Origin of the sequence: Nonomuraea endophytica (genome assembly GCF_014203235.1) — a bacterium.
Classification (GTDB): domain Bacteria; phylum Actinomycetota; class Actinomycetes; order Streptosporangiales; family Streptosporangiaceae; genus Nonomuraea; species Nonomuraea endophytica.
In genome coordinates this window covers 564,691-580,296 of the sequence record NZ_JACHIN010000004.1, presented here as the reverse complement: position 1 = coordinate 580,296, position 15,606 = coordinate 564,691, and the positions used below count along the sequence as shown (strand labels likewise).

Here is a 15,606-nt window from a genome sequence, read left to right as displayed (position 1 = left end):
GAGCAGCGCCGTCTGAGCAGCGCCGACTGAACAGCGCCGCCTCAGCGGCGCCGCCTTCCGCCTCCACTGCGCCAGGGGTTCCGGTACGGCTAGCCGTACAACGTGCGGCAGGGCCGTACCGGAAAAAGCGGTCAGAGGACGCCGCAGCCGTCGCCGAGGCTCTTCGTGGGGTCGAGTGAGGCGGTCTTGCGCGGTTTCGGCGTGCTGGTGCCGGACGGCGTGGCGGTCGCGGACGCGGCGGCGGCCGGGCGGCGCTCGGCCGACTCGCGGATGGCCTTGGTGGAGATCTGGCGGATCTTGTCCCAGTCGGGATACCCGGTGCTGATCAGCGGCGGGACGAACTGGATGCTGGACACCTTCGCGTTCTTGACCTTCAGGGCCAGCGGCACCAGGTGGGAGAGCATGTTGCGGGGGATGTCGGTCCTGATGAGTTCCTTGGTGGCCAGCGCGATCTTGTTGAACCTGGTCAGCACCGTCGCCGGGTCGGCCTGGTCGAGCAGGGCGGCGATGACGCAGCGCTGGCGGCGCATCCGGGTGTAGTCATCGGAGAAGGTGCGCGAGCGGGCGTACCACATGGCGTCGCCGCCGTTGAGCTTGCGCGTGCCGGCCTTGACCAGGCCCTCGTTGTACTTGCCGAAGACGATGTCCTTCTCCACGCTGATCGTCACGCCGCCGATGGCGTCGATCAGCTTGGCGAAGCCCCACATGTTGACCAGGGCGTACCAGTCGACCTTGACCCCGAGGGTGTGGCCGATCGTCTCCATCAGGACCTTGGCGCCCTGGTGGGTGCGGCCGCCGAAGATCTCCGGGTGCGCGTCGGCGTACTCCCAGACGCTGTTGAGCAGGTCGCTGCGGCCGCCGCCGGGGTCGGGCGGGAGGCGGAAGCCGTTCGGGAAACGCTCGGCCATCGGGGTGCCGGGACGGAAGCGCACGTTCTCCAGGTTGCGCGGCAGGCTCATCAGCACGGTGTTGCCGGAGGCGACGTCGATGCTGGCGAGGTTCATGCTGTCGGTGCGCACGCCGGTCCTGTGGGTGTCGGCGTCGCCGCCGAGCAGCAGGATGTTGACGCGGTCGCGGCCCGCCCACGGGTCGACCGGGCGGCCCTGCTGCTGCGGCCGGTCGGCCAGGGGCGTGTCGGGGGCGAAGATGTTGCCGATCGTGCTGTGGATGGTCCAGACGGTCTGGGCGGCGTAGGCGAAGGGCGTGATGACCGCCACCGCTAGCAGCCCGGCGAGCGTTCCGGTGATGATCTGCGCGTTCGGCGGCAGCCGCCCGGGGCTGAGCACGATGAACGTGTGCACGACCAGCGCGAACCAGGCCAGCCCGAGCACGAGCGAGCCGATCGCGATCGTCCGCAGCCAGTTGACGGCCGTTCCGAACAGGTCGCCGTCGGCGGTCAGGGCGACGAAGAGCAGGGCGAGGAGCCCGGCCGCGTAACAGCCGAGCAATGCCAGGCCGGTCTTACGCCAGCCGGCCCGCAGATGGCCCGCTCCTGGCACGAACGCCGACAACAAGGTCCATCCCAGGACCGCGCCGGTGCTCACCGGTACCTTGCTCCGTGACACACCCATCCCCGCTTCCCCGCGCAGTCCACCGTAGGCCGCTTTGGGGCGGCAGCATACGGATGGAATGCGAAATATGACGTTAGTGGAGAGTGAACATCAGTAACCGAATAAGATTCGGTCCATGGCATTCTCCGAGATCGACTACACCGTGACGGACGGTGTCGCCACCGTCACATTGAAGCGTCCCGAACGGCTGAACGCCTTCACCTTTACGATGCGCGGTGAGTTGATCGACGCTTTCGACAGGAGCGACGCCGACGATGAGGTCCGCGCGGTCGTCGTGACCGGCGCCGGCCGGGCGTTCTGCGCCGGCGCCGACCTGTCCGGCGGAGGCGAGACCTTCGGCCATGGCAAAGGCGAGCTGATCGACGGCTACCCGCGCGACGGCGGCGGCACGGTCGCGTTGCGCATCGCCGCGAGCCTCAAACCGGTCATCGCCGCCGTCAACGGTCCCGCCGTCGGCGTGGGCGCCACGATGACCCTCCCCATGGACGTGCGGCTGGCCGCCGACACCGCCCGCTTCGGCTTCGTCTTCGCCCGCCGGGGCATCGTCACCGAGGCCGCGTCGAGCTGGTTCCTGCCGAGGATCGTCGGCATCGCCCAGGCCATGGAATGGTCGGCCACCGGCCGGATCTTCGACGCCGCCGAGGCGCTCGGCGGACGGCTCGTCTCCCGCCTCTACCCGGCCGGCGACCTCCTGCCGGCCGCGCACGCCCTGGCCCGCGAGATCGCCGACAACACCTCGGCCGTCTCCGTCGCCGCCATCCGCAGGCTCATGTGGTCCGGCCTGTCAGCCGACAGCCCGTGGCAGGCGCACGCCGCCGACTCCCGCCTCATGGCCGAGCTGGGCGGCGCCCCCGACGCGGTCGAAGGCGTCACCGCGTTCCTGGAGAAGCGCCCCGCCGCCTTCCCCATGCGGGTGAGCACAGACCTGCCCGAGGGTCTGCCGGATTGGCCTTATCGTGATGAACATGTATGAGAGCACTGTCCTCCCGCTCCCGCCCGACTCCGAGGGCGAGGTCATCGCGACCCTTCTGACCAGGAGGGCGGACGCCCCCACCGGCCGGGCCGTTCTCTACATCCACGGCTTCACCGACTACTTCTTCCAGGACCACCTCGCCGACCACTACCTGGCCCAGGGCGTCGACTTCTACGCCCTCGACCTGCGCAAGTACGGCCGGTCCCTGCTCCCGCACCAGACCCGCGGCCTGATCAGGAGCGTCACCGACTACTTCCCGGAGATCGACGAGTCGGTCCGCATCATCCGGCGCGACCACGACTCGCTCACGATCAACGCCCACTCCACCGGCGGCCTGGTCGCCGCCCTCTGGGCCGACCGGGTACGCGGCCGCGGCCTCGCCCAGGGCCTGGTGCTCAACAGCCCGTTCCTCGACCTCAACGTGCCGGCCCCGGTCCGCCTGGCCGCCGACCTGCTCAAGACCCCGCTGTCCTACTCCAACCGGGCGCTGCCCCTCGGCGTCAGCACCGCCTACGGACAGAGCCTGCACCGCTCGTCCGGCGGCGAATGGGACTACGACCTGGAGCTCAAGCCGCTCGGCGGCTTCTCCGTGCACGCCTCCTGGCTGGCCGCCATCCGCCGCGCCCAGCGCCGCCTGCACAAGGGACTCGACGTCGACGTCCCGGTGCTGGTCCTGGCCGCGAGCAACGGATTGCGCGTACGCGACTTCGTACCCGAGGCCCGCTCCGCCGACATCGTCCTGAACCCGCGGCAGATCGCCCGCTGGGCCACCGCGATCGGCCCGCACGTCACCTGCGTGCGCATCCCCGACGGCATGCACGACCTGGTGCTGTCCGCCGAGCCCGCCCGCAAGCAGGTCTTCGCCGAGATCGACCGCTGGAGCGCCACCTACATCAACTGAACCCTTACCAGGGGAAGGAGAACAGGCCGTAGTAGGCGGCCGCCACGAGCAGCAGCCCGGTGCCGCCGGCCACCCCGGCGATCGCCACGTGCTGCCAGCGGCTCGGCTGCCAGCCCTCGCGCAGCCCCGACACCACCGCGGCCACCGCGGTGACCTCCTGGATCAGCATCAGCACGGCCAGCGCCCGCACCAGCAGCCACCCGGCCAGCACCGCGGGCCAGGCCCCCGCCTGGTTGATGGAGAACATCACCAGCAGGCCGATGAACCCGACCACCGAGACCAGCAGCGCCAGGCCCGTCCAGGCCATGCGGTGCAGGCGGCGCCGGATCGGGGGCCACAGCCTGGCGTTCGTCTCGGCCGTGGCGCGTTTGTGGCCGCGCAGCCGTACCACCATGGAGGCGACAGGACCGGCCACGTAACCGACGGCGGCCAGGCAGATCGTCAGCCCCAGCATCGTCCCGCCCGCGTACCACGGCGCCGCGGGCACGTCGGCGGCCTCGAAGCGCTGCACCGGCGTCGCGCCCGCCATGTGCACCTGCGGGCGGGCCGTGTGCGGCAGGCCCTTGAGCCAGTTGGCCAGCGTCTCCAGGTATCCCTTGGTGAACGGCCCGCCCGACATCCGCAGCGCGTGGTCGCCCTTGTCCATGAAGCGGATCGTGTATTGATCGTTGCCCGACTCGGTCAGCGCCTTCGTCAGCGCCTTCGTGGACTCCACGAACGGGATCGACGGGTCCGTCGTGCCGTAGAGCGCCAGGACCGGCTGCTTGATCTGCCGCAGCGCCGGCATCGCGTCGTAGCGCAGGAAGTTGAAGCCGACCCCGCCCATCGCCCTGGTCAGCAGGTCGCGCGCGCCCACGGGCGCGCGAAGCCGTAGCAACTGCTCGTTCAGCGCCCACGCGACCTGCCGCAGCGGCGAGACGTTCGGCGATGACACGAGTACGGCGAAGCCCACGTCAAGGCTCTTGGCCGCGGCGATCGGCACCACCCAGCCGCCCTCGCTCACGCCCCAGAGCCCCACCCGCGACTTGTCGACGCCCGGCTGGTCGCGCAGCCACCGCACCCATCGCAGCGCGTCGTCGGCGAGCAGGCCGAAGTCGCGCTCGCGGAAGGTGTAGCCGATCGTCCGCTTGTCGAACGCGATCGTCGCCACGCCCGCCCTGGCCAGGAACTCCGCCTGCGGGGTGAACTCCTCCCGCGAGCCGTTGCCCGAGCCCGACACGAACACCATCCCCGGATGAGGGCCGGGGGTGAGCGGAAAACGGACCGTTCCTGAGAGCGTCTGGCGCTCGGCGGAGATCGTCACCTCGGTCGTGCGTACCGGCCCGGCCGCCACCACGGGCCTGACCTCCTCGGGCGGCTGCGGCGCGAGAGAACGGAACGCCTGATCCACCTGCAGAGGAGGCGGGTCGAACGCCGGTGGCAATGCGTATCCGACGGTCGCCAAAGCCACCAGCACCAAACCCGCGGCAACACTCAAGGTGCCACGGCCTGTGCGCATCGGCCTCCCCATGTGCGCTGGTTTGCCCACTGATCTTCCACCCTACTCCCGGCTCATGTGGCGCAGGGGACCGCATTTGTCGGTGAGACCTGTTAGCTTCCTGCGACATGCGGATCCTGCACACCTCCGACTGGCATCTCGGCCGCGCCTTTCACCGCGAGAGCCTGCTGGAGGGCCAGGCGGCCTTCATCGATCACCTGGTCGAGACCATAATGGCGGAGCGGGTCGACGTGGTGGCAGTCGCGGGTGACGTCTACGACCGGGCGCTGCCCCCGGTGGACGCTGTTGCCCTGTTCGACGAGGCGCTGAGCAGGATCGTCGCCGCCGGTGCCCGGATTGTGATGATCAGCGGCAACCACGACTCGGCGCGTCGCCTTGGCGTCGGAGCCTCGTTGCTGGATCGTGCCGGTGTGCACCTGCGCACCGACCCCGAACTCGCCTGGGAGCCCGTCGTCATCGACGACGTGGCCTTCTACGGCATCCCCTATCTGGAGCCCGAGCTGGTGCGCGGCCCCTGGGAGCTGGCCGAGCGCAGCCACACCGCCGCGCTGGCCCACGCGATGGAGCGCATCCGCGCCTCCGCGGCCCGGCACGAGCGCTCCGTGGCCCTGGCCCACGTGTTCGTGACCGGGGGAGAGGCCAGCGACAGCGAGCGCGACATCAGCGTCGGCGGGGTGGCGCACGTGCCGCTGTCGGCCTTCGCCGGCCTCGACTACGTCGCACTCGGCCACCTGCACGGCCGCCAGCGCATGTCCGAGACCGTGCGCTATTCGGGCTCGCCGCTGGCCTACTCCTTCTCCGAGGTCAACCAGGTCAAGGGCAGCTGGCTGATGACGCTGGGCGAGGAGCCGGAGTTCGTGCCCGCGCCCGTCCCGCGCCCGATCGGCCGGCTCAGAGGCGAGCTCGAAGACCTGCTGACCTCGCCCCGCCACGCCGCCTACGAGGACCACTGGCTCCAGATCGTGCTGACCGACGCGGTCCGCCCCAAGTCCGCGATGGACCGGCTGCGCGCCCGCTTCCCGCACACGCTCGCCCTCTCCTTCGACCCCGTCGGAGCCGCGGAGGCCACCCCCGTGGCCCCCATCAACGGCCGCGCGGAAGCCGAGGTGGCGCTCGACTTCGTCCGTGAGGTACGCGGCGAGCCCGCGTCCGGCGACGAGGAAGACCTGCTCAGACTGGCCATCGAGGCATCGAGGATCAAGGAGGCGATGGCCTAGATGCGGCCGCACCTGCTGACGCTCACCGCGTTCGGATCGTTCCCGGGCACCGAGACGGTCTCCTTCGACGCGCTGACCGAAGCCGGTCTCTTCCTCGTCCACGGCCCCACCGGCGCGGGCAAGACCACCGTCCTCGACGCGTTGTGCTTCGCGCTGTTCGGCAAGGTCGCCAACGCCCAGCGCGACAGCGCCAGAAGCCTGCGCTGCGACCACGCGCCGCCGGACGTCGGCCCGTCGGTGACGCTGGAGGCGACGCTCAGGGGCCGCCTGCTGCGCATCGAACGCTCGCCCGCCTGGCAGCGGCCCAAGCGGCGCGGCACGGGGTTCACCGAGGAGAAGGCCAAGGTCATCGTCCAGGAGCGCACGGGTTCGTCCTGGACCGGGCTGACCACCCGGGCCGACGAAGCCGGGGACCTGATCGGCGGGCTGCTCGGCATGAACGCCGACCAGTTCTGCCAGGTGGCCATGCTGCCCCAGGGCGACTTCGCGCGCTTCCTGCGCTCCGATGGCGACGACCGGCGGCGGCTGCTGGAACGCTTGTTCACCGTCAAGGTCTACACGCAGGCGGAGTCGTGGCTGGCCGAGCGGCGCAAGCAGGCGTGGCGCGACCAGCAGGAGCTCCGCCAGCAGGTCGACTTCGCCATCCAGCGGATCGAGGAGGCGGCGGGCGACGACCTGACCCCGCTCCTGTTCCCGGTGGGTGCGCCGGTCGAGGTGCCGGGCGGCGAACAGGACGCGCTGTTCGACCTGGCCGAGCCGTCTGGGGAGCAGACCGCGCCCGCCGAACCACCCACGGTCACCGGGCTGTTTACGGCTGCCGGGTCGCCCACGGTCGTCGGGTCGCCCACGGCCGCCGGGCAGGCCGAGGCTGTCGAGCCGCCTACGGCTGAGGACGATCCGCTCGGATGGGCCGGAGGGCTGCTGGCGGCGGCGCGGGCCGTGGTGGCCGGGGCCGCCGATCGGCAGGCCGGTGCTGAGTCCGCGCTGCGCCGGGCCAGGAGCGCCTACGAGGTGGCCACCGCGCTGGCCGAGCGGCAGCGGCGGCACGCGGCGGCCGTTTCGCTCCGCCGTACCCTTGACGAGCGCGCGGAAGAGCGCGCCGACCTGCAGGCGCTGCTCGACGACGCGACCCGGGCCGATCGTGTGCTCCCGCTGGTGACGGCGGCCCGCCAGCGCGCGGAGGCCGCCGCCAAGACCCGCACGCTCGCCGCCGACGCCATCGCCCGCGCCCGCCCCCTCCTCCCCACCGACGACGCCCCTACGTCGGACGCCCGCACGTCGGACGCCCGCACGTCGGACGCCCGCACGTCGGACGCCCGCACGTCGGACGGCCGCGTGGCTGAGGCGCGGGTGGTCGAGGGGCGGACTGTTGAGGCGCGGCTGCCCGGCCGACAGGGGCAGCAGGGGCGGCGGGGGGCCGGGGTTGACGATCCTGAGCTGCCCGGTCGGCTGGCGGCGCTGGAGCGGGAGCGGCATGACGAGTCGGCGCGCCTGTCGGAGTTGCTGACCGAGGAGGCGAGGTTGTCGGTGATCCGCCGCGACCTGGCCCGGGTCGAGGACGAGCTCACCGCCCTGGTCACCGACGACGAGAGCACCACCGCCCGCCTCGCCGGACTGCCCGCCCTGATCGAACAGGCCGAAGGGCTGCTGGCCCAGTCCCGGGTGGACGCCGCGCGGGTGCCCGCCGCCGAGGCCGTGCGGGCCGCCGTGTCCGACATTCTCGACACCGACCGTGAGCTGGTACGGCTGGCCGCCCAGCTCGACACCCTGACCCGCCGCCAGAACGACCTGTCGGCAGCCGCCGCCGACCTGCCCGGGAAGCTGGCCGAGGCGAAGGCCGCGCTGGCCCGCGTACGCACGGAGGCCGCCACCGTCCCGGCCGCCGTCGCGGCGAGGGACGCGGCGCGGGCCGTACTGGAAGCCGCCCGCCGCCGCGACGCCCTGACCGGCGAACTCCACACCGCCACCGCAGCCCTGAAGCACCTGGTGGACGAGGCCCAGCGCCTACGCGAACGCTGGCTCGACCTCCGCCAGGCCCGCCTGGACGGGATGGCCGCCGAACTGGCCCGCGACCTGTCCTCCGGCGCGCCATGCGCGGTGTGCGGCTCCCTGCACCACCCCGACCCCGCCTCCCCGGCACCCACGGCTCCCTCCCCGGACGACGAACACGCCGCCGAGTCCGCCCACGAAGCTGCCCTGAGCCGCCGAGAGGCCGCCGAGCTGGCCATCGCCACCCTCGAAACCCGCCTGACCACCGCCACAGAAGCCGCCCACCCGGCACACCCCCACCCCTGGGCTCCCTCCCACCCCTCCGACGAGCACCACCTCGACTCGCAGTCGTCCGACGAGCAAGGTCTCGTCCGTGAGCTGTCAGACGGGCGAGTCTCCGGCGTTGACGGATCGCCGGTTGCCGGAGGTGCTTCCACATGTGCCAGCGCGTCCGTCGACGGGATGTCCGGTGACGTCCCCGTCGTGCGGGCGGTTGTGGCGGCTGGGGGCGGCTCGGCAGGTGACGTCGGGCAGGGGCGTGGGTTGAGTGTGGAGGACGCTCAGCGGGCGGTGCGGGAGGCCGGGCAGGAGGTGGACCGGCTGCGGGCGGTCGCCGAACGTGAGCCTGGGCTGGCCGCCGAGGTCGAGCGGATCGAGGGGCAGCAGCAGCGCGCGGCGGAGCAGGCCCGTGAGGTCGGCGAGGCCATCGCCGCCCAGCGCACCCATCACACCCAACTGGCCGCCGAACGTGCCCGCCTCATCAACCGCCTCCCCGCCATCACCACCCCTGGCACGGACACCGCACCCGACAACCCCGCCTCAGGACACACCGCTCACACGGACGCCGCCTCGGAAAGTCCCGTTTCCAGGGGCATCGCCTGTGAAGGCGTTCCGCCTGACCGCGATGTCGCCTCTGGGAGCGTCCCTCGTGAGAGCGCCGCTTTGGAGGCCGCTGGTTCCGGGGGCTCCGCTTCCGCAGGCGCTGCCTCGGCGGAGGCTGCCTCTGGTGGCGCTGCCACGGAGGGGGCTGCCTCGGCGGGGGCTGTCTCCGGGGGTGATGGGCCGGTGGCCTCGGGTGGGGAGGTTGTGGTTGGGGTGCAGATGTTGCGGGAGGCTGTGGCCGAGGTGGACCGGTTGCGGCGATCGGCTGGGCGGGAGGGGGTGCTGGCTGGGCAGGTGGAGCGGCTTCACCAGGAGCGGGGTGAGTTGGAAGAGCGGTTGCGGCGGGTGACTGCTCGGGTGGCGGCCTGCCGTACCAGGCAGGAAGAGCTGAGCGGCGACGCGGGACGGCTGGCGGCGCGGCTGGACGGTGCGCGCGGCGACGATCCCACGCTGGCGGCGCGGTTGTCACGGCTGGGGGACGAGGCCGAGCTGCTGCGTGAGGCGCTTGAGGCGACGGCGCGCGCGGTGCGGGCGGCGCAGGAACGGGATGCGGCGCGGGGGGAGGCTGAGCGGGCGGCGATCGAGGCGGAGTTCGCGGATGTGGACGAGGCGCTCGCGGCGGCCCGGCCCGATGAGGAGCGTGAGCGTAAGGCGGGGCTGCTGCGGGAGCTGGACGCCCAGTACGCGGCGGTGACGAGCACGCTGGCCGATCCCGCGCTGGTCGCGGCGGCCGGTGAGACGGCGCCTGATCTGGCGGAGCTGGAGGCGGGGCGGGAGCGGGCCGAGGAGGAGTACGCGGCGCTCGTGTCCTCGCGGGATCAGGCTCAGGCCAGGGCTCGGCGGCTGGATGAGCTGTGCGGGGAGTTGCGCGGGTGCCTTGAGAGGTGGGAACCGGCTGCGGCGGCGCATCGGCTGGCGGAGCGGATGGCGTCGCTGGCCTCGGGGACCTCCGGGGACAACCAGTGGAACATGAGCTTGTCGTCGTTCGTGCTGGGGGAGCGGCTGCGGCAGGTTGTGGCGGCGGCCAACGATCGGCTGGACCACATGTCGGGCGGGCGTTATCAACTTCAGCACGACCTGCGGAAGACGGCCGGTGCGCGGGGGCGGTCGGGCGGCGGGCTGGGGCTGCGGGTGGCCGACGGCTGGACCGGTGTCGACCGGGATCCGGCCACGCTGTCGGGGGGCGAGAGCTTCATCACCTCGCTGGCGCTGGCGCTCGGGCTGGCCGACGTGGTGACCGCGGAGGCGGGCGGCGCCGAGATCGGAACGCTGTTCGTGGACGAGGGGTTCGGCACGCTGGACGAGGACACGCTGGACGGCGTTCTGGACATTCTGGACGGGCTGCGTGACGGCGGCCGGGCGGTCGGGATCGTCAGTCACGTCGCCGAGCTGCGCACCCGGATTCCGGCGCAGCTCAGGGTGACGAAGACGCGTACCGGCTCGACGCTGTCGGTGGCCGGCGTCAGCGGGTGAACCACCAGACGGCGACGACGACGGCGCCGATCACGAGGGCGACGGCGTACTGGATGAGAGCCCGGCCGAGGCGGCGGCGGACGTAGCCGGGGCGGTGGCGGTCTGCGGTCATCGCCCCAGTGTGTCAAGGAATCGGGGGAGATGTTGTGACGGATGCGCCCAGCAGAACCAGGATCGCCGTCGCCAGCCTCGTCGGCACGGCGATCGAGTTCTATGACTTCTACATTTACGGCACCGCCGCCGCCCTGGTGCTGAACGCCGCCTTCTTCCCCGAGCTGGACAAGACGGCGGGCAACCTGGCGGCGTTCTCGACGTTCGCGGTGGCGTTCCTGTCGCGGCCGCTGGGCTCGGCGGTGTTCGGGCACTGGGGCGACCGGATCGGGCGCAAGTCGATGCTGGTCGTCTCGCTGCTGCTCATGGGGTTGTCCACGGTGGCGATCGGGCTGCTGCCCGGGTACGCGGCGATCGGGGTGGCGGCGCCGGTGCTGCTGGTGCTGCTCAGGTTCACGCAGGGCATCGGGCTGGGCGGGGAGTGGGGCGGGGCCGCGCTGCTGGCCACCGAGCACGCGCCGCCCGGCAGGCGCGGGCTGTATGCGATGTTCCCGCAGCTCGGGCCGGCGGTCGGGTTCATCGCCGCCAACGGGCTCTTCCTCATCCTGGGCGCGACGCTCACGGACGCGGAGTTCGAGAGCTGGGGGTGGCGGCTGCCGTTCGTGGCGAGCCTGCTGCTGGTGCTCGTCGGGCTGTATGTACGGGTCAGGATCGCCGAGACGCCGGTCTTCCGGCAGGCCATGGACCAGCGCAGGATCGCCCGCGTGCCGTTCGCCGGACTCATCCGCCACCAGTGGCGGCGGGTGCTGCTCGGCGCCGGGGCGATGACCGTGACGTACACGCTGTTCTACACCGCCACGACCTTCTGTCTCGCGTACGGCACCGCCACCCTCGGCATCCCCAAGACCACGATGCTCGCCCTGACCATGATCGGCGTGGTGGTCATGGGCGCCGGCATCGCCGTGTCCGCCCTGGTCTCCGACCGTCTGGGCCGCCGCCGTGTCCTCATGGCCGGTGTGGTGGCCGCGATCGGGTGGGGGCTGGTGATGTTCCCGCTGATGGAGACCAGGTCGGTGCTGCTGATCGGTGTGTCGCTGGCCGGGGCGCTCGGGCTCATGGGGCTCATCTTCGGGCCGATGGGGGCGTACCTGCCGGAGTTGTTCCATGCCGAGTACCGCTACAGCGGGGCCTCGGTCGCCTACAGCCTCGGTGGGGTGCTGGGCGGGGCCGTACCTCCGCTGGTCGCGACCGCGCTGCGGGGCGGCGGGTTCGGCACGATGGCGGTCGGCGGCTACGTCAGCGCGATGGCCGTGCTGAGCCTCCTGTGCCTGGCCGCGCTGCCGGAAACCGCCGGCGACCCGATGTGAACCCGCCAGTCAGGAATCCGCGCGCACAATCGCGGTGACCCCTGCCCGTTTAGGGGTGTGCCCGTCCTGGTTCCGCATAGCAGGCTCGCAGTTCAGAAGGCCCGATCCGGAGCACTCACTCAGCATGTGAATCCCCGGTGAACGACCATGAACGGAGACCCCCATGTTCAGGCGCATCCTCCTCGTACCGGCCCTGTTAGCCGTCCTGGCCACTCCCGCGCAGGCGCAGACCTCCTCGTTGCGCATCCTGCTCACGAACGACGACGGCTACCAGGCTCCGTTCACGCTTCAGCTCCGCCAGGCCCTCGTGGCAGCGGGCCACGAGGTCACGATCGTCGCCCCGGCCGGTGACTCCAGCGGCGTCGGCACCTCGATCAACATCAGGTTCGGCACCACGGTGGAGGCGGCCGAGATGTCGCCCGGCGTGTGGGCGATCGCCGGCAGCCCGGCCGACGCCGTCTCCTTCGGCATCCGGACGGTCTTCGCCGGCGACCCGCCCGACCTGGTCGTCTCCGGTCCCAACCAGGGTGAGAACGTCGCGGCCGCCGTCAACCACTCCGGCACCGTCGGCGCCGCGATCACCGCTGTGGAGGTGGGCATCCCCTCCGTCGCCCTGAGCACCGCCCGTGCGGGCTCGGCCTTCCCCAGCGCGGCCGGTTCGGTCGCGTTCGGCGTCAAGCTCGTCAACCGCCTGGCCGCCACCGCCCGCAACGGCCGCCTGCTGCCCGCGCACACCGCGCTGAACGTCAACTACCCGGCCGTCCCGACGGGCGAGGTCAAGATGGCCCGCCTGGGCAGGATGCTGCCCATCACGGTCGACTACCTCCCGGCGACGGACGCGTGCCCGCGTTGCTACCGGCTCGCGCCGCTGACCGCCACCGCCCCGGACCCGGTCCCGGACGCAGACCGTACGCTCCTGTCGAGCGGCGCCGTCACCGTCACGCCACTGACCTCTTCCTGGGAGGCCGGTCCCGTGGTCACCTCGCGCCTTTCCGACCGGCTCGACGGCCTCACGCCGTAACTGGGAAAGATCTTGAGATTAAGTGTCACAACGGCGAGGGCTGTCCCGTCTATGGGGGTGAAGAACCACTCAAGAAGGACGTGGAAGCCATGAGGAAGCAGATCCTGATCGTCGGCGGCGGATACGTCGGCTTGTACACCGCTCTTGGGCTGCGCAAGCTGGTGCGGAGCGGCGACGCGGAGGTGACGATCGTCGACCCGCGCGGCTACATGACCTACCAGCCGTTCCTGGCCGAGGCGGCCGGTGGCCAGATCGAGCCGAGGCACGTGGTGGCGCCGCTCAACCGGGTGCTGCCCCGCATGAGGGTGCTGACCGGCAAGATCACCAACGTCGACCACAACGAGCGTGTCGCGACCTTCCAGCCCGTCCAGGGCCGCCCCTATGAGATCGCCTACGACATCGTGGTCATGGCCACGGGTTCGATCACCAGAGGGCTGCCGATCAAGGGCCTGGCCGAGCACGCCGTCGGCTTCAAGACGGTCGGCGAGGCCGTGCACCTGCGCAACCACGTGCTCGCCCAGCTTGCCGCCGCCGCCTCGACCGACGACGGCGACGTGCGCCGCAGGGCGCTGACGTTCGTGGTGGTCGGCGGCGGGTTCGCGGGCGTGGAGGCGCTGGCCGAGATGCAGGGGCTGGCCGACGACGCGCTGCGCTACCACCCGCAGATCCGGCGCGATGAGCTCAGCTGGACGCTGGTCGAGGCCACTGGCCGCATCCTGCCCGAGATCCACGAGGACCTCGGCGTCTGGACGGCGAAGGCACTGCGGGAACGCGGCGTCGACGTGCGCCTCGACACGCGGCTCACCTCGGCGGAAAACGGCGTCGCCACGATGAGCGACGGCACCGCCCTGGACGCCGGCACGATCGTCTGGGCCGCCGGCGGCCGCCCGAACCCCCTCGCCGCCAACAGCGGCCTGCCCGTCGACCGGACCGGCCGGATCCTCGCCACGGAGTACCTCGCCGTGGAGGGCCTGGCCGACGCGTTCGCGGCCGGCGACGGCGCGGCCGTGCCCGACCTCACCAAGCCGGGCGCCTTCACCGCCCCCAACGCCCAGCACGCGGTACGGCAGGCCAAGCTCCTCGGCCGCAACATCGTCGCCTACGTCAGGGGCCGCAAGCTGAAGGCCTACAAGCACGCTTACCTGGGCTCGGTCGCCGGACTCGGCCACCACCAGGGCGTCGCCCAGGTCTACCGGCTCAGGCTCACCGGGTTCCTCGGCTGGGTGGCGCACCGGGCGTACCACCTGGCGTGGGTGCCGACCTTCAACCACAAGGCGAAGGTGCTGACCGACTGGACGCTCGCGATGTTCTTCCGCCGCGAAGCCGTTCAGCTGGGCGGTCTTGAGCACCCGGAGAAGGACTTCCACGAGGCCCTGGCCGTCACCCAGGCGCGGGTGGACCGGGCGGCGTGAGCGTTAGCCGGTGTAGCCGGGGAACAACAGGGACAGTTCACGCGGGTAGGTCGCGATCAGGCGCAGTTCGTCGTCGGTGAGCGGCCTGCCCGTCATCGCGTTGCAGAGCTGCACCACCTGGAACGCCAGATCCTCGTCAGCCACCTCGACCCCGAGCCCCTCCATGACGTGCCGGAACCCGGCCTTGCCGCCGTACTCGCCGGTCAGCACGACCCGCCCGTCCCGCGCGTGCCAGTCCGCGGGGAAGGGCCCGAGCGACGCCTCGTCGTAGAGTTCGTAGTTCCCGTGATCCTTGAGCGCGCCGTCCGCGTGGATGCCGCTCTCGTGCGCGAACGCGTTGCGCCCCACCCCCACCTGGTTGTACGGCAGCGCCTGCCCGAAGGCATAGGCCGCCCACAACCCGAACCTCCTGGCCCACGACAGATCGAGGTCGTCACCGATCTCCGCCTTCTCCAGTCCGAACCCGTGCCGGAACGCCAGGATCGTGGAGAGCAGGTCCGCGTTGCCCGAACGTTCGCCGATGCCGTTCACGCACGTGTTGATCCACGCGTCCTGCCCCGCCTCCAGATCCCCGAGCGCGCCGGAGACGGAGTTGGCCACGGCCATCCCGAGATCGTTGTGGCAGTGGGTCTCGACCGGCATGCCGGTGGCACCGGCCAGACGGGCGAACCGCTCGCGGATCCGGCCGGGGGTGTCGCCGCCGATCGTGTCGCAGTACCTCACCCGGTCCGCCCCGGCCTCCTTGGCCGCCAGCGCGAACTCCAGCAGGAACCCGTCGTCGGTGCGCGAGCCGTCCTCGGCGTTGACCCCGACGGTCTCGGCCCCGGCGTCCTTGGCCGCGCGCACGGCCGCCGTCATCTCGCGGATGATCGCCGCCCGGTCGAGGCGGCCCTTGAACTTGTTCTGGATCATGTAGTCCGAGGTGGAGATGGACAGGTTGTAGTGCGTCAGCCCGAGCGGCGCCGCCTTCTCCACGTCCTGCGCCACCCCCCGGCACCAGCCCGACAACCGCAGCCCCCCGAACGCCCCGGCCCGCGCCAGGGCCACCTGCGCCCGCACATAGGGCACCTCGTGGAACAGAAAGGGAAACCCGATCTCCGACTGCGCCACCCCGAGCTTGCCCAGGTAGAAGTTGACCATGGTCTTGCCGAACTTCGACAGGCCCGTGCGCGCGGTCTGCACGCCGTCCCGGTTGGTGACGTCGAGGAAATGAATCGTTGGCATGCCCTCAACGTTGACACGCTTGCTCAA

Annotated in this window: 11 protein-coding genes; 7 read left to right on the top strand and 4 right to left on the bottom strand. The window is 71.5% G+C overall.

What is annotated here, in order from left to right; genetic code table 11:
• Positions 1-131: 131 nt before the first annotated feature.
• Complete coding sequence (locus HNR40_RS18230) at positions 132-1,544, bottom strand: LCP family protein (protein WP_184962686.1); 1,413 nt, start codon at positions 1,542-1,544, stop codon at positions 132-134.
• Between the two features lie 142 nt (positions 1,545-1,686).
• Here HNR40_RS18230 and HNR40_RS18225 point away from each other — a divergent pair, with 142 nt between their 5' ends.
• On the top strand, positions 1,687-2,544 hold the full coding sequence (locus HNR40_RS18225) for a crotonase/enoyl-CoA hydratase family protein (RefSeq protein WP_184962684.1): 858 nt from the start codon (positions 1,687-1,689) through the stop codon (positions 2,542-2,544).
• Positions 2,537-3,445: an alpha/beta hydrolase gene (locus tag HNR40_RS18220; protein ID WP_246509172.1), complete on the top strand. Its 909-nt coding sequence runs from the start codon at positions 2,537-2,539 to the stop codon at positions 3,443-3,445. Before HNR40_RS18225 ends, HNR40_RS18220 begins: the two co-directional genes overlap by 8 nt.
• Positions 3,446-3,449: 4 nt before the next feature.
• On the opposite strand, the gene HNR40_RS18215 is transcribed toward HNR40_RS18220, so the two are convergent.
• Entirely contained in the window at positions 3,450-4,835 is a 1,386-nt protein-coding gene (locus HNR40_RS18215; protein ID WP_312896406.1) for an alpha/beta hydrolase family protein, read from the bottom strand.
• 215 nt (positions 4,836-5,050) lie between these two features.
• Between HNR40_RS18215 and HNR40_RS18210 the strand changes: the two genes are divergently transcribed.
• Entirely contained in the window at positions 5,051-6,160 is a 1,110-nt protein-coding gene (locus HNR40_RS18210; RefSeq protein ID WP_184962678.1) for an exonuclease SbcCD subunit D, read from the top strand.
• Positions 6,161-10,504, top strand: coding sequence for an AAA family ATPase (locus HNR40_RS18205; RefSeq protein ID WP_184962676.1), 4,344 nt, complete (start codon positions 6,161-6,163; stop codon positions 10,502-10,504).
• Here HNR40_RS18205 and HNR40_RS56360 read toward each other — a convergent pair.
• Entirely contained in the window at positions 10,494-10,616 is a 123-nt protein-coding gene (locus HNR40_RS56360) for a hypothetical protein (RefSeq protein ID WP_281395374.1), read from the bottom strand. The genes HNR40_RS18205 and HNR40_RS56360 overlap by 11 nt on opposite strands.
• A gap of 34 nt (positions 10,617-10,650) precedes the next feature.
• Here HNR40_RS56360 and HNR40_RS18200 point away from each other — a divergent pair, with 34 nt between their 5' ends.
• The 3 genes from HNR40_RS18200 to HNR40_RS18190 all read left to right on the top strand — a co-directional run bounded on the left by HNR40_RS18200 (position 10,651) and on the right by HNR40_RS18190 (position 14,355).
• Positions 10,651-11,922 (top strand): MFS transporter, encoded by a 1,272-nt coding sequence (locus HNR40_RS18200; protein ID WP_312896405.1) that lies wholly within the window; start codon positions 10,651-10,653, stop codon positions 11,920-11,922.
• A 163-nt stretch (positions 11,923-12,085) separates the two neighbouring features.
• On the top strand, positions 12,086-12,943 hold the full coding sequence (gene surE / locus HNR40_RS18195) for a 5'/3'-nucleotidase SurE (RefSeq protein WP_184962672.1): 858 nt from the start codon (positions 12,086-12,088) through the stop codon (positions 12,941-12,943).
• An 89-nt stretch (positions 12,944-13,032) separates the two neighbouring features.
• Positions 13,033-14,355, top strand: a complete 1,323-nt coding sequence (locus HNR40_RS18190) for an NAD(P)/FAD-dependent oxidoreductase (protein ID WP_184962670.1) — start codon at positions 13,033-13,035, stop codon at positions 14,353-14,355.
• Between the two features lie 3 nt (positions 14,356-14,358).
• Here HNR40_RS18190 and HNR40_RS18185 read toward each other — a convergent pair whose 3' ends face one another.
• The gene (locus HNR40_RS18185; RefSeq protein WP_184962668.1) at positions 14,359-15,579 is read right to left on the bottom strand and encodes a LeuA family protein; all 1,221 of its coding nucleotides are present in this window, start codon (positions 15,577-15,579) and stop codon (positions 14,359-14,361) included.
• Between the last annotated feature and the right edge of the window lie 27 nt (positions 15,580-15,606).